This is a genomic window from Gordonia sp. UBA5067 (assembly GCF_002414845.1).
Lineage (GTDB): Bacteria > Actinomycetota > Actinomycetes > Mycobacteriales > Mycobacteriaceae > Gordonia > Gordonia defluvii.
Genome location: NZ_DIAX01000010.1, coordinates 11,610 through 28,407 on the forward strand (window position 1 = coordinate 11,610; position 16,798 = coordinate 28,407).

The 16,798-nt window shown below is 66.6% G+C and carries 15 protein-coding genes; 11 read left to right on the forward strand and 4 right to left on the reverse strand.

Annotated elements, in window-relative coordinates; genetic code table 11:
• From rfbA to B4M62_RS01640, 4 genes are all read left to right on the forward strand, one after another.
• Positions 1-784: glucose-1-phosphate thymidylyltransferase RfbA (rfbA, locus tag B4M62_RS01625; protein ID WP_290704191.1), on the forward strand; the 784-nt coding region annotated here is incomplete at its 5' end.
• A gap of 3 nt (positions 785-787) precedes the next feature.
• Positions 788-1,414, forward strand: coding sequence for a dTDP-4-dehydrorhamnose 3,5-epimerase family protein (locus B4M62_RS01630; protein ID WP_290704193.1), 627 nt, complete (start codon positions 788-790; stop codon positions 1,412-1,414).
• A 182-nt stretch (positions 1,415-1,596) separates the two neighbouring features.
• Positions 1,597-2,049 (forward strand): hypothetical protein, encoded by a 453-nt coding sequence (locus B4M62_RS01635; protein WP_290704196.1) that lies wholly within the window; start codon positions 1,597-1,599, stop codon positions 2,047-2,049.
• 29 nt (positions 2,050-2,078) lie between these two features.
• On the forward strand, positions 2,079-2,570 hold the full coding sequence (locus B4M62_RS01640; RefSeq protein WP_290704199.1) for a hypothetical protein: 492 nt from the start codon (positions 2,079-2,081) through the stop codon (positions 2,568-2,570).
• On the opposite strand, the gene B4M62_RS01645 is transcribed toward B4M62_RS01640, so the two are convergent.
• Together B4M62_RS01645 and B4M62_RS01650 are read right to left on the reverse strand one after the other, a co-directional pair.
• The gene (locus B4M62_RS01645; RefSeq protein WP_290704202.1) at positions 2,548-3,933 is read right to left on the reverse strand and encodes a M1 family metallopeptidase; all 1,386 of its coding nucleotides are present in this window, start codon (positions 3,931-3,933) and stop codon (positions 2,548-2,550) included. The two genes, B4M62_RS01640 and B4M62_RS01645, sit on opposite strands and share 23 nt — an antisense overlap.
• Before the next feature lie 54 nt (positions 3,934-3,987).
• Positions 3,988-4,704, reverse strand: coding sequence for a Pr6Pr family membrane protein (locus B4M62_RS01650; RefSeq protein WP_290704205.1), 717 nt, complete (start codon positions 4,702-4,704; stop codon positions 3,988-3,990).
• A gap of 118 nt (positions 4,705-4,822) precedes the next feature.
• Here B4M62_RS01650 and B4M62_RS01655 point away from each other — a divergent pair, with 118 nt between their 5' ends.
• Positions 4,823-5,272 (forward strand): DoxX family protein, encoded by a 450-nt coding sequence (locus B4M62_RS01655; protein WP_414651754.1) that lies wholly within the window; start codon positions 4,823-4,825, stop codon positions 5,270-5,272.
• Between the two features lie 58 nt (positions 5,273-5,330).
• On the forward strand, positions 5,331-5,765 hold the full coding sequence (locus tag B4M62_RS01660) for a DoxX family protein (protein WP_290704208.1): 435 nt from the start codon (positions 5,331-5,333) through the stop codon (positions 5,763-5,765).
• A 33-nt stretch (positions 5,766-5,798) separates the two neighbouring features.
• Here B4M62_RS01660 and B4M62_RS01665 read toward each other — a convergent pair whose 3' ends face one another.
• Positions 5,799-6,656, reverse strand: coding sequence for a class I SAM-dependent methyltransferase (locus tag B4M62_RS01665; protein WP_290704211.1), 858 nt, complete (start codon positions 6,654-6,656; stop codon positions 5,799-5,801).
• A gap of 23 nt (positions 6,657-6,679) precedes the next feature.
• Entirely contained in the window at positions 6,680-10,723 is a 4,044-nt protein-coding gene (locus B4M62_RS01670; RefSeq protein WP_290704214.1) for a Pls/PosA family non-ribosomal peptide synthetase, read from the reverse strand.
• Positions 10,724-10,781: 58 nt separating this feature from the next.
• Here B4M62_RS01670 and B4M62_RS01675 point away from each other — a divergent pair, with 58 nt between their 5' ends.
• The 5 genes from B4M62_RS01675 to B4M62_RS01695 all read left to right on the forward strand — a co-directional run bounded on the left by B4M62_RS01675 (position 10,782) and on the right by B4M62_RS01695 (position 16,795).
• Positions 10,782-11,759, forward strand: coding sequence for an alpha/beta hydrolase (locus B4M62_RS01675; RefSeq protein WP_414651755.1), 978 nt, complete (start codon positions 10,782-10,784; stop codon positions 11,757-11,759).
• Between the two features lie 94 nt (positions 11,760-11,853).
• On the forward strand, positions 11,854-12,876 hold the full coding sequence (gene fgd, locus B4M62_RS01680; protein ID WP_290704220.1) for a glucose-6-phosphate dehydrogenase (coenzyme-F420): 1,023 nt from the start codon (positions 11,854-11,856) through the stop codon (positions 12,874-12,876).
• Between the two features lie 9 nt (positions 12,877-12,885).
• Entirely contained in the window at positions 12,886-13,464 is a 579-nt protein-coding gene (locus B4M62_RS01685) for a TetR/AcrR family transcriptional regulator (RefSeq protein WP_290704223.1), read from the forward strand.
• A 5-nt stretch (positions 13,465-13,469) separates the two neighbouring features.
• Positions 13,470-15,587, forward strand: coding sequence for a phosphate acetyltransferase (gene pta, locus B4M62_RS01690; protein WP_290704226.1), 2,118 nt, complete (start codon positions 13,470-13,472; stop codon positions 15,585-15,587).
• Positions 15,584-16,795, forward strand: a complete 1,212-nt coding sequence (locus tag B4M62_RS01695) for an acetate kinase (protein ID WP_290704229.1) — start codon at positions 15,584-15,586, stop codon at positions 16,793-16,795. Before pta ends, B4M62_RS01695 begins: the two co-directional genes overlap by 4 nt.
• Positions 16,796-16,798 lie beyond the last annotated feature (3 nt).

Below are 16,798 nucleotides of genomic sequence, written 5' to 3' on the forward strand. Positions count from 1 at the left end.
GCCGATGATCTACTACCCGCTGTCCACGTTGATGCTGGCCGGGATCACCGACATTCTCATCATCACCACGCCGCACGACCGGCCGGCGTTCGAGAACCTGTTGGGCGACGGATCGCGGTTCGGCATTTCCCTGACCTACGCCGCCCAGGCGTCACCCGATGGCCTGGCGCAGGCCTTTGTCCTCGGTGCCGGTCACATCGGTGACGATTCGGTCGCACTTGTGCTGGGCGACAACATCTTCTATGGACCAGGGCTGGGCAGTCGGCTGGCCGGGCACCGCGGGCTCGTCGGCGGTGCCGTCTTCGCATACTGGGTCGCCGACCCCAGTGCCTACGGCGTGGTGGAGTTCGACGAGCAGGGCCGGGCCGTCTCGCTGGCGGAGAAGCCCGCGCAGCCGCGTTCGAATTTCGCCGTCCCCGGCCTCTACTTCTACGACAACGATGTCATCGAGATCGCGAAGTCGTTGCGGCCCAGCGCGCGCGGCGAATATGAGATCACCGACGTCAATCAGCACTACCTCGACCGCGGCGCGCTGTCGGTGACCGTGCTGCCGCGTGGAACCGCCTGGCTCGACACCGGCACCTTCGACTCGTTGCTCGATGCAGGGAACTTCGTGCGGACCGTCGAGCAGCGACAGGGACTCAAGATCGCCGTGCCGGAGGAGATCGCCTGGCGGCAGGGCTGGCTCTCCGACGACGAGGTACGCGTGCGGGCCGTCGGGGCGGCGAAGTCGGGGTACGGCGACTATCTGCTTGATCTGCTGCAGCGGGGAAAGGGCTTCTAGCACATGAAGATTCGCGAACTCGCGATCAGTGGCGCGTGGGAGTTCACGCCGATCCAGCATGGAGACAGTCGGGGGGTCTTCCTGGAGGCCTATCAGGCGCCGCTGCTGGCCGAGGTCATCGGCCATAACCTTGACCTCGCCCAGGTCAACGTGTCGGTATCGGCGGCGGGTACGGTGCGCGGCGTGCATTTCGCCGATGTCCCGCCGGGGCAGGCGAAGTACGTTAGCTGCGTCGTCGGCGCAGTGCTCGATGTCATCGTCGACCTGCGGGTTGGTTCGCCGACCTTCGGCCAGCATGAAGCCGTTCTTCTCGACGACATCGACCGCCGCGCGGTGTATTTGAGTGAGGGATTGGGGCACGCATTCTGCGCGCTGGCGGACGGGTCGACCGTGGCTTACCTCTGCTCGACGGGGTACAACCCGGCCGCCGAGCACGGGGTCAATCCGATGGACCCGGCGTTAGGCATCAAATGGCCCACTGTTGGACGCGACGGAGCACCGCTGACCTTTGAGTTGTCGGCCAAGGACAGCGCAGCGCCGGGGTTGGGGCAAGCGGAAATTGACGGATTGCTCCCCGACTTCGAGGCGGTAGTGACCTACCTACGTAGCCGAGTCGGTTCGAGCGACTGAGTCACCGCAAAGTCCGGACTGAATCCGAAAGTTGGAAACGCAAACATTTCCTGGTTTGCCGACAGTACAGTTCGCCTACCGGTGACGGGTGCCGGGCCGGTCGCGCTTCTATTGGGAGGTCAAGTATGCCGAGGCTTATCGGGTGTCGCAGCAGGGTGGTCGTTACTGGTGTATTCGCCGTGGTGTTGGCGACTGTGGTCACTGGCTGTGGATCGGAAGCCGGACCCGACTATCAGGCGCAGCTGAGTTCGGTGCAGGCGCAAGAATCATCGGCGGCAGCCAATGAGAAATTTGCCGCCGACGCCATGCTCGCCGATCAACACATCAACGCGGTGCAAGGTCCCGAGCGGGTGGCCGAGTTCACCGCCATCACACAGAACTCCTGTCCGGGATCGGTGCTTGCGAATCGGCTGGCCAAGCTCAAGGCGGAGAACAAGATCGACGGACTCACCTATGCGCCGGGCAAACGCACCGAGATTATCGGTGCCCATACCGAAGCCGACCCGAACCACGTTCTCGTTGTTCTGCGCAACAGGGCGCCCGCGCAGCAGCAGCAGCCACAGGCCATCGTCATGCGGGTCAAACTCGGCACCAACGCAGGTAAGAAGTGTGTCAGCGAAGTGGAGCGAGTGTGATGAAACCGAAGTTGACGAGGCAACGCCGGATGACCGGGGTGCTGGTCGCTGCGACCGCAATCGTCGCCGCGGCTGCCGGATGCTCCTCCGGAGACGGAGGGGCGCAGGATCAGGCTCAACTCAGTTCGGTGCAGGCGGCACAAGCCGCAACCGATGCTAAAGTTGCTGCTGCGCGGGGATTTGCCGAGGACCTCGGGGTGATCTACGCGGTGCCGCCTGGTCCCGCGCGCGGGGCCTGGTTCGACAAGGTGATGGCGATTTCGTGCCCCGGTTCGGCGATGGCCAAGGAATACCAAAAGTCGAAAGAAGCCGGGTGGCTCGAGCGGGTTCAGCACGTTCCGGGTAGCGCCACACAGATTGTCGCCGCCTTCAGCGATAAGGCACCCGGAGACGTTCTCGTCGTCGTCAAGTCGAAGATGGGCAACCAAGCGCCCGGCACCAAGACCTACTCGGTGGTTACCCGGATGTCGATAGGTGAGAATGCGGGTAAACCCTGCCTCAGTAAAGTCGAGTACCTGTAGCTCCGGCGAGCGGGAACGGCGGCAATGCTGCTGTATGCAGCCAACTTTGCCAGAGGTCAGCTAGCGACACCGACGAGTGCTCGGCTGCCTGCGCGGTGAAATCCTCGGTGCTCACCGAGCTGTAGCGATATTTATCGGTCCAGTGCCGGAGCAGCGCGAAAAAAGAATCGTCGCCGATACGCAACCGGAGTGCATGCAGCGTGAGTGCGCCGCGCTTGTAGACCCAATCGTCGAACAGTTGGTCCGGACCGGGATCAACGAGGACGCGCTGAGGTTTCATCGCAGCCAGCTTGGCGTAGTAGTGCCGAGCCCAATCGTCGGCGCGTTGACCGCCGCTGCGCTCGCTCCATAGCCACTCCGCATAGCAGGCAAAGCCTTCATGTAACCAGATGTCGCTCCAGCGGGACAACGTCACCGAGTTCCCGAACCATTGGTGGGCGAGCTCATGGGCGACGAGCCGCTCCGCATCGCTGGTCGAGTCACAGTGATTGGCGCCGAAGGTGGAGAATCCTTGGGCTTCGAGCGGAATCTCCAGCGGGTCCTCGGTGACGACAGCGGTGTAGCGGGGGAAGGGGTACGGGCCGAACAATTCGGTGAAGACGGTGAGCATCTCGACTTGGGGTGCGAATCGTTCGCGAGCCGCGGTCCGCAGTGAGCGGGGTGCGACCAGTTCGACCGGGACCGGCTTAGTCGCCAGCGACACCGACTCGTAACGGCCAATCTGAATCGACGCCAGATAGGTGGTCATGGGTTCGGTTTGTTCGAAGACCCACGTCGTCTGCGTTGCCTTGGTTACTTTTTCGGTGCGGACACCATTGGCCACCACGTAGAACGGGGAGTCGGTGGTGACGGCGATGCGGTAGCTGGCTTTGGAGATCGGGTGGTCGTCGCAGGGAAACCACGACGGTGCACCGTTCGGTTGATTCGCGCAGAGTGATCCGGCAGTGAGTTCCTCCCAGCCAACCTCCCCCCACTGGCTACGGATGGGGCAGGGGTTGCCGGCGTAGCGCACGACGATCCGCAACGCACCACCGGGCGGGACCGGCGCACTCAGCGTGACCGCCAGCTTGCCGCGTCGGTGTGTGTACCGCAGTCGCTCCCCGTTGACGGTGACGCGGGAGACGGTCATGGCCGTCGCCAGATCGAGTTGCAGGCGACTCAAGTGAACGTTGGTGGTGGCGGTGATGGTGGCGACGCCAGCAAGTCGATTTGCCGACACTTTGTACTGAAGGACAAGGTCGTAGCGAGAGACGCGGTAGCCGAGATTGCCGTTGTGCGGGAGGTAGTCATCGACGATGTCGTCGGGGTTGCCGAGAACCGGGGAGCGTCGCGACTGCAGACTGCGTCCTGATTTCCCTGGCAAGGGTTACTCCTCCAGCTCATCGTCAGTTGCGGGCGTGGACTTGGCTCCGCGAGCCTACGCTACCCTGGGCGCCCGATTCTGCGCGCTGCGTCGTCGATCCACCCAGACCACTCCGGTGGCTACCAGTGCGATGACCAGAGCAATCGCGAGGATGTACCAGGCGACGCTCGCGGCCCCGCCCGGACCGTTCGGATCTAAGAACGGGTAGGGGTACCACCACGGGTCGCCAGTCGCAGGATTGGTGGTGGCTGGTCCGCGCACCAGCGTGTAGGCGACCCAGACGATGGGGAAGATGAGAACGACGGGGACCGTACGCCAACCCAAGCGTCGACCGACGGGACCAATCACAAGATCGAGCAGAAGGAACGCTGGACCGATCAGGTGCAGAACCTCATTCGACCACGGAATGGCCACGCTGCCTTGCGGTAGCTCGATTCCGCGGAGCAGTGCGTTGTAGACGACGCCGGTGACGATCATGTAGCTGGTGACGCAGGCAACGGCAATCGCCAACCCGCGCGGCTCCGGTGGCCCGGTTCGCCGACCACGGCTGAACCACCACAGGCTCGACCACATCAGCACGGCGGCGGCGGCAAGATTGGACAGGATTGTGAAGAAGCTGAAGAAGTTGCCAACGGTCGTCGCGGCGTCGCGGTCGTAGGCGGCGGCCACGTCGACCGACGAAGCGAACTGTGCGGCGACGGCGGCGACGATGACGCCGGACATGGCGAGCCGGAGGAGATTCCAGATCACCCGATTGCGGGTCGACGGCACGGTTGGCTCCTCGGGGAGGCGCGCTGACGACGGGTGACGGTCAGGGGAACACGCTGTGCGGGGTCACCATACCTGGCACGCTGGTAGCCGGCCGGGGCATATGACGACCACCGGCAGAATGAAAGGACTCGACATGGCCTTCCTGCGAACCCCCGCGCTGCTCCTGGCGCGAGTTGCCCTCGGATTCATCTTTGTGATGCACGGATGGCAGAAGTTCACCACCGGCCACAGTGCCCTGACCGCTGACTTCCGCAAGCTGGACGTCCCCGCGCCAGCGGCTTCCGCGTTCTTCGCGACCTGGGTGGAACTCCTCGGCGGGATCGCCCTGATCCTGGGCGTGCTGTTGCCGCTGGTGGGCGCGCTGCTGGCGATCAATATGATTGGCGCGCTGGTGACCGTGCACCTCAAGGGCGGCTTCTGGATGCCCGATAGCGGCTACGAGTACGTTCTCGCCCTGGCCGCCGGTGCGCTGGCGGTCGGGTTCGCCAACGCCGGTGTGTTGTCGGTTGACCATTACCTGTTCAACCGCGTCTATCGGAGCCGTTCCGTCGACGGGTCGGGGCGGTAGCACACCCACCACGTAGGTTAGGGTGCCCTTAAGTAGAGTTGTGGAAAGGGGTAATCCGATGACCAGCGCGCGCACGGCAACGCAGCTGCTGCTCCGCATCACCCTGGGCGTGGTCTTCGTCGCCCACGGATGGGAGAAGCTGCACATCAAAGGCGTCGACAAGACGGCGATGATGTTCGACAAGCACCTGCACATCCCATTCCCGGCGGCGGCTGCGCACTTCGCCACCTGGGCCGAGCTGCTCGGCGGCCTCGCGCTCATCGTCGGCGTCCTGCTGCCGTACGTGGGCGTCCTGTTGGCGGCGACGATGATCGGCGCCGGATACTATGGACATCACGATAAGGGCTTCTGGATCCAGCAGAACGGGTGGGAGTTCAACCTGGTGCTGGCGGTAGCGGTGCTGGCGGTCGGATTTGCCGCCCCGGGAGCCGCCGCCGTCGACCACTACGTGGGCGCGCGTCGTCGAACCCCGGCGACCGGCCGGGCCCGCTGACCCTGGGAAGTCCGTCCTATTGCCGGTTGGACCCTATTGCCGGTTGGATGCGGTCACCAGCCACAGTGCGCCGGGTAGCTTCACCGAACCGTCGACGAGGTGCCGGCGGATACTGGCGCGAGCCTGCTCCAGCAGATCTGCCCACTCGGACTCGCTGAGCTCGTCGACGAGTTGCTCGCGGGCGAGGCGCCCCGCCGTCGTCGCCAGGATCAGTGTGAGGCGTTCCTCGATGCCATCACTGCCGTCGACGCCATGGTCGATGACGATGTCGAATGGGTCGATTTTGGCGTCCGACCACCCGGCGGACCGCAAGACCCCGGTCAGATAGTCGCGATGGGCGAAGGCCACCGGTCCGGGACGCCCGGGCGCTGGGGGCACCGGCGGTTCGGGTAGCCGCGCGGTGATCACCTCGGTCCCCGCACCGCCGAAGGTGGGGTTCTCGTCCACACCGCGCCAGCATGCGAAGGCCAACCGCGAATCGATCGCGGTGAAGCTACGAATGTTCGCGAACGCCACCGCCGGATCGTCGAAGAACATCACGCCGAACCGGGACACGACGCGCTCGAACGGCGTGCCCGGCGCAGCCGCCCCGATATCCATGACCTGGGCATCACCAAGCAGGACCGTCGATGCCGGCACCCGGCGCCGTGCGGCGGCCACCATGTCGGGGGCGATGTCGACGCCGACCATCGCCGTTCCCGCCGCGGCACCCGCCTGCAGGAGGGTACCGGAGCCGCAACCGACGTCGAGGGCGCGCAATTGCGGGCCGAAGCCGGCCGCGTCCACAATGGCTTCGGTCACCGGTGCGTAGACGGCGTCAAAAAGCGACTCGTTGGCCACCCAGCCAGCCGCACCCGCGCGCCAACCACTCGAATCGTAGGTCTCGGCCATGGCACCGATCCTACGGGCGCAGACTACTGCCAGGGGACGATCGGATTGCCCTGCCACCGGGTGTGCGCGGGGACCACATCCCCGCGCATCACCAGCGAGGCCGGCCCGACGGTGGCCGATTCGCCGATCCGTGCCGCGGGCAGGGCGACGCAGTGCGGGCCCAGCGTGGCGCCCGGACCGAGTTCGACCCTGTCGATCGCCATCACGCGATCATGGAACAGGTGGGTCTGGACCACGCATCCGCGCTGAACGGTCGCGCCGTCGCCCAGGGTCACCAGATCGGCCTCGGGCAGCCAATACGTCTCACACCACACGCCGCGCCCGATGCGGGCGCCCAGCAGGCGCAGCCACACCGTGAGGATCGGCGTGCCGGTGGCGGCGTTGGCGAACCACGGCGCCGCGACCGTTTCCACGAAAGCGTCGGACAATTCGTTGCGCCACACGAACGAACTCCACAGGGGGTGTTCGGAGACCCGGATCCGGCCGACGACAATCCACTTCGCCGCCGCCGCGATGCAACAGGCCGCGGCACCCGCGACGAGGAGCAGGAAGCCGCTCAGCGCGGCGGCGGCAACCGGCGCCACGTGAACGGCGAGGTACTGCGCCCCGAGTAGGACGTAGACGCCGATCCCGAAGGACACCATGACCGGCACGAGGCGCAGCGTCTCGATGGTGGCGCGGGCGATGCGCAACCGCTTCGACGGTGAGAAGGTGCGGGAACTGTCGGCGCTGGCCGTCACCCGGCGCAGCCGAACCGGGGGGCTGCCCAGCCAGCTCGATCCCGACTTCGCCTTGCTCGGCGTCGCGGAGAGAACCGCCACCAGGCTGTTCTTCGGAACCTTGCGTCCCGGTGCGGTGATTCCAGAATTTCCGAGGAAGGCCCGCTTGCCGATTCTGGCCTGATCGATGTGCAGCCACCCGCCGCCCAACTCGTAGGAGGCCACCATCGTGTCGTCGGCGAGGAACGCCCCGTCGTCGATCGTGGTGAACTTGGGCAAGACCAGCGCGGTGGAGATCTCCGTGTTGCGGCCGACTTTCGCGCCCAGGAGCCGGAACCACACCGGTGTCAGCAATGAGGCATAAAGCACGAACAGGTAGGTCCGTGCCGCGTCCAGGACGCGCTCGGTCAGCCACGCCTGCCATCCCACCCGCGACCGCACCGGGTGGTACCCGGCGTTCATTCCGATCGCGAGCAGCCGAACGAGTATCGCCGTGATCGCCGCATAGGTGAACAGGCTGACCAGGGTCGCTGGCGGAACGAGCCAGGCGGCCCGGATCGCGACGTCGCGCAAACGTGCACGGTCCGCGATCCCCACGCCGAGCACGGCGAGTCCGGCGGCCAGCGAAAGCAGCGGGATTGCCGCCAAGACGAGCGCGGACAGTGCGTAGATGGCGGCCCACCGGGTATGGCGCTCCGGCCGTTCCGGCGGCCATGGGTGGCTTGCCTTGCCGACCTTCACCGCCGGTGAGCCGGCCCACAACTGTCCGGCCCGAACCCGGCCGCGAACCGCTGAACCCGGTTCCACCACCGCATCCCGCCCGACGACGGTATCGGGGAACAGGGTCGAGCGCGCACCGACGGTCGCACCCGGCTTGATGACGATTGCCCCGATGCGAACCTGATCGCCGTCGATCCACCAGCCGGCCAGGTCGACCTCGGGTTCCACCGAAGCGCCGTCGCCGACAGTCAGCAGGCCGGTTACCGGTGGCAAGGTGTGCAGATCGACGTCCCGGCCGATGCCGGCGCCGAGGGCGCGGGCGAAATGAATCATCCACGGGGCGCCAGAAATATTCGCGGCGCCACTGGCCTCGACGAGTCGCTCCGCGCACCACAACCTGGTGTGGACGCTGCCGCCGCGTGGATAGACCCCGGACTTGATGCCGCGCAACAGCATTCGGACAAACAACGCCGCGTAGGCCATCCGGCCCAGTGGGGTGATGAAGACGACGATGCCCATGACAACGATCCACCAGGGAACCCGGAACAACCATTCGATGTCCGGCCGAAGCCACGCCCCGATGTTGTTGGCGACGGCCAGCCAGGTCACCCACTGCAGACCCGTCAAGGTGGCCAGTGGGATGCTCGCGACCGTTTGCACCAATCCGGTGATCCGCGGGGTCGGCTTGACCGTGCGCTCCACGATGCGCTCCGCCGGACTCCACGAGGCGAGCAGCTGGGCGAGGCGCCCCAGGCGCGGGTTGTCGTACAAGTCGCCGACGGTGACGCTCGGATACCGCTCGCGCAGGATGGAGACGAGTTGGGCGGCAGCGAGCGAACCGCCGCCCTCGGCGAAGAAGTCCGCGTCCGCGTTGGTCACCCTGACACCCAGGACCGACGACCACCCGTCGGCCAGCCACTGCTGATGCTCGGTGAGATCGCCGGCGTCCTCGTCGGCGGCAGTAGCACCCGGCAACGGCCACGGCAGCGCGTTCCGGTCGACCTTGCCCGAGACCCGGGTCGGCAGGTCATCGACGACGGCCAACCGCGGCACCATCGCTGCGGGGAGTTGTTCGGCCAGCGTGGCGTGGGCGGCCGCAACGTCGAAGTCGGGGTCGGTCGAGACGAGGTAGCCGACGAGCAGCTGGTTTCCCGCCGCCGTTGTGCGCACCGCCGCCGCCCCTCCGGAGACGCCCGGCAGGTTCTGCAGTGCACTATCGATCTCGCCGAGCTCGATGCGACGCCCACCCACCTTGACCTGGTCGTCGGCCCGGCCGGCGAAGACGAGGCCCTCCCGATCGAGGCGGACCAGGTCGCCGCTGCGGTAGGCGCGCCCCCAGCCGATGCTGGGCATCGGGGCGTACTTCTCGGCATCCTTGGCCTGGTCGAGGTATCGAGCCAGTCCGACGCCGCCGATGACCAGCTGGCCGGTCTGGCCCCACCCGACCTCGTTCTCCTGCTCGTCGACCACGGCCAGATCCCAACCGTGCAGCGGGTGGCCGATGCGCACGGGAGTGGAACCGTCGAGCCGGGCGGCGCACGCGACGACGGTCGCCTCGGTGGGACCGTAGGTGTTCCACACTTCGCGGGGAGTCGCCGGCTCGTCGCCGTTACCGTTACCGACCGGATTCGCCAGGCGCGCCGCCAGCTCGGGCGGGCACGCCTCGCCCCCGAAGATCAGCAATCGCACCGACTCCAGCGCCTGCGGCGGCCACAACGCGGCGAGCGTCGGCACGGTCGAGATGACGGTGACCGATCGGCGCACGAGCCACGGGCCCAGGTCCATGCCGCTGCGCACGAGGTCGCGCGGCGCCGGGACCAGACACGCGCCGTACCGCCAGGCGAGCCACATCTCCTCACAGGACGCATCGAACGCCACCGACAATCCGGCGAGCACCCGGTCGCCGGGACCGAGCGGATCGTCGGCCAGGAAGAGTTGCGCCTCCGCGTCCACGAAAGCCGCAGCGCTGCGGTGGGTTACCGCAACGCCTTTGGGGGTGCCGGTAGAGCCGGAGGTGAAGATGATCCACGCGTCGTCGCTGACGCTGGGACTGGGGGTGATGTTCGCCGGCCGGTTGGCCAGGAGACCGCCCAGTTTGCCGTCGTCGGTCTGGAAAATCCCCTCATCGGTGATGATCGCGTCGACCTGCGCCTCCCCGAACACCAGGTTGGCTCGCTCGGCCGGGTCGTCGACATCGACGGGCACGTACGCTGCGCCCGCGAACAAGGTGGACAAAATGGCGAGGTAGAGCTGCCGGGTGCCCGACGTCATGTGGATCCCGACGCGTGCGCCGGGGTGGGATTCGGCCCGCTCGCTGCCGCTCCCGGTGCCGGGGTGAAACTCGGCCCGCTCGCTGTCGCTCCCGGTGCCGGGGTGGGATTTGGCCCGCTCGCTGTCGCTCCCGGTGCCGGGCCCAATACCGGCCCCGGCGAGAACCGCGGCACTGCGCCGGACGAGGGCGAGGACCTGCCGATAGGTCAGTGGGACCTCGCCGTCGTCGATCGCGATGGCGTCGGGGAACGCGGTCGCCGACGCGAGGAAGATGTCGCGCAGGGTACGCGGGGGTGGGGCCTGGTCGCCGAGGCGGTACACCTCATCGACAGTGGGGTCGGCACCGACTCCTGCCACGGGCAAATCGTCCGGCAACGCGGTCAACCTCTCAGCACGACGGTGTACCTTCACGAGCATGCCAATTGTGCACCATAGACGCCCGAGTCTCGCGTCCTATCTTATCTGGGTGGCCGCGCGGCTGCTCCTCAAGCCGTTCTTCGTCTTCGCGCCGATGAATCGGCTCACCTACTTCGTCGTGGACGTCTTCGAGCGTCTCGCGGAGCGGAATCGGCTGGCCCGCTCGGTGGCGATCGAGCGAGTCGAGCTCGGTGGCCGACGGGCCGACCTGATCATGGCAAAGGGGCCGACCGGCGGTGATACCGACACCGCCGTGCTGTATCTGCACGGTGGTGCGTTCATGTCATGTGGGCCGGGTACGCACCGATCCATCGGCGCCTCGCTGGCGAAGGGACTCGGCGTCCCGGTTTTCGTCCTCGACTATCGGCAGTTGCCCGAGGCGGGTGTCGGAACGGCCGTGCACGATGGATTTGAGGCGTACCGGGAACTGCTGGGGCAGCGCGGTTTCCGGCACGTCGTCGTGGCCGGTGATTCCGCGGGTGGCTTCCTCACGGTCAAGCTCGCCGAGTTGGCCCGGTTGAACAATCTGCCGTCACCGCCGGCAATCGCCCTACTCTCACCCCTGCTCGACCTCGATATCGGCGAGCGCGCCGACCGCACCAGCCGCTACGACGCCTACCTTTCAAAACGCCAACTCGACGTCCTCGGCCCCATGTTCGGCTGGGGTCCGATCCCGTTCACCGGCGCGCGGCGCGCCCTCGACCTCGACCCGGCGGTGTTCCCGCCGACCATTGTGATCACCGCGGAGAAGGAACTGGTCGAGCCGGACGCCCTCGAACTGGTTGAGACCCTGGACGGGGCCGGCCAGCGGGTTGTGCTGCACAGCTACCCGTGGCAGGTCCACGCCTTCTCCGTTCCCCTGCGGCACCGGGAGGGCCGTGAATCCGTGCGCCTGGTGATCGACTTCCTCGATGAGGCGATCACCACGGTCCATCACGAGACGACTGACCGTGACCAGCAAACCGAGGCAAGCTAGCCGAGTCGCGCCCGTTGATGATCGGGACGCCGGCGTCGGCGCATTTCGCCAACAGCCCTGCCGGTAGCGTGGGCCGCGACGAACAGGAGACGGTGTGGTGCAAGGACTGAAGCTCGGATTCAAAGCATCAGCGGAACAGTTTGACCCGCGAGAATTGGTGGAGATCGCCGTCGCCGCCGAAGAGCACGGGATGGACTCGGTGGCAGTGAGCGACCACTTCCAGCCGTGGCGTCACAACGGTGGGCACGCCCCGTTCTCCCTCGCCTGGATGGCTGCGGTAGGCGAACGCACCTCGCGGGTACAGATCGGCACATCGGTGATGACGCCGACCTTCCGCTATAACCCGGCCGTCATCGCCCAGGCCTTTGCGACAATGGGCTGCTTGTACCCCGGGCGGATCATGCTCGGCGTCGGCACCGGCGAGGCGCTCAACGAATACGCCACCGGCTTCCGCGGTGAATGGCCCGAGTTCAAGGAGCGATTCGCGCGGCTGCGCGAAGCCATCGCACTTATGCGCGAGCTGTGGGCCGGCAGCACGGTCGACTTCGACGGCGAGTACTACCGCACCCAGGGCGCCTTCATGTACGACGTGCCGGACCAGCCGATCCCGGTGTACGTGGCGGCTGGCGGGCCGGTCGTGGCCCGCTACGCCGGCCGGGCCGGCGACGGGTTCATCTGCACATCGGGCAAAGGCATGGACCTTTACACCGAGAAGCTGATCCCGGCGGTCAAGGAAGGCGCGGCGAAGGCCGGGCGCGACGTCGCCGAGATCGACCGGATGATCGAGATCAAGATCTCCTACGATCCCGATCCGGAACTGGCGCTGGCGAACACCCGATTCTGGGCGCCGCTCTCGCTGACGCCGGAACAGAAGCACTCGGTGAACTCGTCGGTGGAGATGGAGCGTCTGGCCGACGAATTGCCGATTGAGCAGATCGCCAAGCGCTGGATCGTCGCTTCCGATCCCGACGATGCCGTCGCGCAAGTCCGGCAGTACACCGATGCCGGCCTCAACCATCTCGTGTTCCATGCCCCGGGTCATGATCAGCGCCGATTCCTGGGCAACTTTTCCCGCGACCTCGCGCCGCGGCTGCGCCGGCTCGTGCCCGCCTTGTAGCGCGACCGCATGGACCGTGAGCGAATGGTCGACGTCGGCGTGGTGCTGGTGTCCCGGTTCGGTGCGAAGGCGCTGAGCCTTACCTCGGTCGCCAAGCAGGCCGGAGTCGCGCGCGCCACCGCCTATCGGATGTTCGGGGGCCGGGAGGCACTGATCGCCGCGATCGTTGAACGGGAGGTCGCTCAGCTGCGGACGCGTCTCACCACGTGGGCGGTCGCGCACCCCGACGCCGAGAGTCGGGTGGCGGCCCAGGTTCTCGAATCGTTGCGGTACATCCGGGAGCACGAGGCGCTGCAGTACGTGCTGCGCAACGAGCCTGGTGAAGTCGTTTCCGCGCTCGTCTCGACCACTGACGGCGGACCCGCCCTGGTGACCCGGATCGTGGCGGCGGCACTTCCCGACGTCGATGCCGAGGTGGCCGGCCGGCTGCGCCCGAACCCCGAGGCAGCGGCCGAATTCATGGTTCGGATCGTGTACTCGATGATGCTCGTCCCGGACTCTGCGATGACCGACGAAGAGATCGCCGCCCTCGTCGTCGCGGCGGTTGTAGCGCCCGCTCGCCCCACTTCCGGCGGCGAGTTAGGGTAATCCGCATGACCGAGCGCTCCCCGGGTGAGAAGTCCGTGTCCGACACCTCGCATTCGGCGATCTACCTCGCTTCGGCCGAGGGGGAGACCGGCAAGTCCACGATCGCGCTCGGACTGCTTGCCCTGCTTTCCGCCACCGGTGGGCGCATTGGGGTCTTCCGGCCCATCAGCCGTACGCCGAACGGCGAGAACGATTACATCCTCGAGCTGCTTCTCGCTCACGATTCGGTGGGCCTGGACTACGCCGACTGCATCGGCGTCACCTACGACCAGGTCCACGCAGATCCCGATGCCGCGCTGGCCACCATCGTCGATCGGTTCCATGTGGTGCAGCAGCAGTGCGACACCGTTCTCGTTGTCGGATCGGACTACACCGACGTCGGCAACCCGTCCGAGTTCTCCTTCAACGCCCGCGTCGCGGCGAACCTCGCATGCCCGATGGTGCTGGCGCTGCGGGCCAACGGCCGTACGCCGCAGGAGGTGCGGGGGATGGCCGAGCATGCTCTCGCCGAGATCTCGGCGGCGCACGCGACCACCGTTGCGGTCATCGTCAACCGCGTCGAGCCCGGGTACAGCACCGCGACGCGGGTGGCAATGGACGGGCTGGGTCCCGGTGTCTGGCTGGTACCCGAAGATCCAGTGCTGAGCGCGCCGACGATGGCCGAGCTCGCCGATGCGCTCGGCGGAACGTTGTACAGCGGCGACGAGGACCTGCTGGATCGTGAGGCCCTGCACATGATGGTCGGCGGAATGACCGTCGAGCACGTCTTGGAGCGGCTGGAAGAGGGCATGGTGGTGATCGCCCCGGCGGACCGGTCCGACGTGATGCTGGCACTGGTGAACGCCAACATGGCACAGGGCTTTCCCCGGCTGGCCGGATTGATCCTCAACGGTGGGCTGAAGCCGCACCCGATGATCGATGCGCTCGTGCGTGGGCTGAATCCGGCGCTGCCCATCATCTGCTGCGAGCAGAGTACCTACGAGACGGCGCGGGTCGCAGCGCATACCCGGGGCAGAATGGCCAACCAGTCGGCCCGAAAGATCGAGACGTCGCTGGCGCTGATGGAACACCACATCGACGCCACCGAGTTGATGGCCGATCTGAACCTCGCCATCCCCGAGGTGGTCACGCCCCAGATGTTCGAGTACCGGCTGATCGCGCAGGCGAAATCGGATCGTCGGCATATCGTCTTGCCCGAGGGGGAGGAGCCCCGCATCCTTCGGGCGGCCGCTGCGCTGACGGCGCGCGGTGTTGCCCAGCTGACGCTGCTCGGTGATGCGGCGCGGATCGAGTCGCAGCTCATCGAGCTGTCCCTAGAACTGCCCGGCGTCGACATTATCAACCCGCTCGATTCAGAGCTGACCGAAAAGTTCGCCGCGCAGTACGCCGAGCTGCGCAAACACAAGAACGTTGCGATGGACCGGGCCCGCGACCTGATGCGCGACGTCTCCTACTTCGGCACGATGATGGTCCACAACGGCTTGGTCGACGGCATGGTGTCCGGTGCGATTCACACCACCGCGCACACCATCCGCCCGGCCTTCGAAATCATCAAGACCAAACCGGGCGTCGACACCGTGTCGAGTGTCTTCTTCATGTGCCTGGCCGACCGGGTGCTCACCTACGGCGACTGCGCGGTCGTCCCCGATCCGACCGCGCAACAGCTCGCCGACATTGCGATCTCCTCGGCTGAGACGGCCGGTGCGTTCGGCATCGACCCGCTGGTGGCGATGCTGTCGTACTCCACCGGCGAATCGGGCTCGGGCGCCGAGGTCGACAAAGTGCGCACCGCAACCGCGATCATCCGGGAACGGAAGCCGGACCTGCTGGTGGAGGGGCCGATCCAGTACGACGCGGCCGTCGAGCCCAGTGTCGCCGTGACCAAGATGCCGGATTCGCCGGTGGCCGGGAAGGCGACGGTGCTGATCTTCCCCGACCTCAACACCGGCAACAACACCTACAAGGCCGTTCAGCGCAGCGCCGGCGCCATCGCAATCGGGCCCGTCTTGCAGGGTCTGAACAAGCCGATCAACGATCTGTCCCGGGGCGCCCTCGTCGCCGACATCGTCAACACGGTGGCGATCACCGCGATTCAGGCGCAGGCGACCGGGATGCGGCAATGAGCACCGGCGAGGGGGCCGCGGCGCTGGTACTGGTCCTCAACGCGGGGTCGTCGTCGCTGAAATATCAGCTCCTGGAACCGGATTCGGGGACCGTGACCGCAGACGGGCTGGTCGAACGGATCGGCGAGCAGATCTCCACGATCAGCCACGAACAGGGGGGTGCCGAGACCGTCGAGGAACTCCACCTGCCCGACCATCGCGCGGCGATCGCCAAGGCGATGGAGTTGTTCGCGAGCAAGGGCACCGATCTGACCGAGGCCGGCTTGTGCGCCGTCGGCCACCGGGTGGTGCACGGTGGCCGCTCGCTGTACGCCCCGACGCTGATCGATGCCCACGTGATCGACGAGATCGTGCGGCTTTCGCCGCTTGCGCCGTTGCACAACCCGCCCAATCTCGTCGGGATCGAAGCAGCGCAGGCCCTGCTGCCCGACGTTCCCGGGGTGGCCGTCTTCGACACTGGGTTCTTCCACAAACTGCCCGACGCGTCGGCGCGCTACGCCATCGACCGGGCGCTCTCAGACGAGTATGCGCTACGCCGCTATGGCTTCCACGGCATGAGCCACGAGTTCGTTTCCCGCCGGGCGGCGGAATTCCTCGGCGTCGACTACGCCGGCGTGAACCAGATCGTCGCCCACCTGGGCAACGGCGCGTCGATGTCGGCGATCTGTGGCGGCCAACCGGTGGACACCTCGATGGGTATGACCCCGTTGGAGGGCCTGGTGATGGGGACCCGTGGCGGTGACATCGATCCCGGGCTGCTGTTCCACCTGCACCGCGTGGTGGGAATGTCGGTCGATGAGATCGATTTCCTGCTCAACAAGCGATCGGGGATGAAGGGGCTCTGTGGGGAGAACGACTTCCGTGCGGTCACCGCGATGATCGACGCCGGCGATGCCGATGCCCGTGAGGCCTACGACATCTACATCCACCGCCTGCGGGGCTACTTCGGTGCGTACCTGGTGGAGTTGGGCCGGACCGACATCATCAGCTTCACCGCCGGGGTGGGGGAGAACGCGGCGGGTGTGCGCGCCGATTCACTCGCTCGGCTGGCCGGTTTCGGCATCGAGATCGATCCCGATCGCAATGCCGTGCGGGGTTCACAGCCGCGCATCATCTCGACCGACGGGTCGGCAACGACGGTGCTCGTCGTGCCGACCAATGAGGAACTCGCGATCGCCCGGCACGCCAAGGCCCTCGTCGTGGCCTAGCGG

Excerpts from the sequence above, each read along its gene's own strand:
- B4M62_RS01630 (WP_290704193.1), top strand. The coding sequence starts at position 788 with ATGAAGATTCGCGAACTCGCGATCAGTGGCGCGTGGGAGTTCACGCCG.
- B4M62_RS01640 (WP_290704199.1), top strand. The coding sequence starts at position 2,079 with ATGACCGGGGTGCTGGTCGCTGCGACCGCAATCGTCGCCGCGGCTGCC.
- B4M62_RS01655 (WP_414651754.1), top strand. The coding sequence starts at position 4,823 with ATGAAAGGACTCGACATGGCCTTCCTGCGAACCCCCGCGCTGCTCCTG.
- B4M62_RS01660 (WP_290704208.1), top strand. The coding sequence starts at position 5,331 with ATGACCAGCGCGCGCACGGCAACGCAGCTGCTGCTCCGCATCACCCTG.
- B4M62_RS01665 (WP_290704211.1), bottom strand. The coding sequence starts at position 6,656 with ATGGCCGAGACCTACGATTCGAGTGGTTGGCGCGCGGGTGCGGCTGGC.
- B4M62_RS01675 (WP_414651755.1), top strand. The coding sequence starts at position 10,782 with ATGCCAATTGTGCACCATAGACGCCCGAGTCTCGCGTCCTATCTTATC.
- B4M62_RS01685 (WP_290704223.1), top strand. The coding sequence starts at position 12,886 with ATGGACCGTGAGCGAATGGTCGACGTCGGCGTGGTGCTGGTGTCCCGG.
- pta (WP_290704226.1), top strand. The coding sequence starts at position 13,470 with ATGACCGAGCGCTCCCCGGGTGAGAAGTCCGTGTCCGACACCTCGCAT.
- B4M62_RS01695 (WP_290704229.1), top strand. The coding sequence starts at position 15,584 with ATGAGCACCGGCGAGGGGGCCGCGGCGCTGGTACTGGTCCTCAACGCG.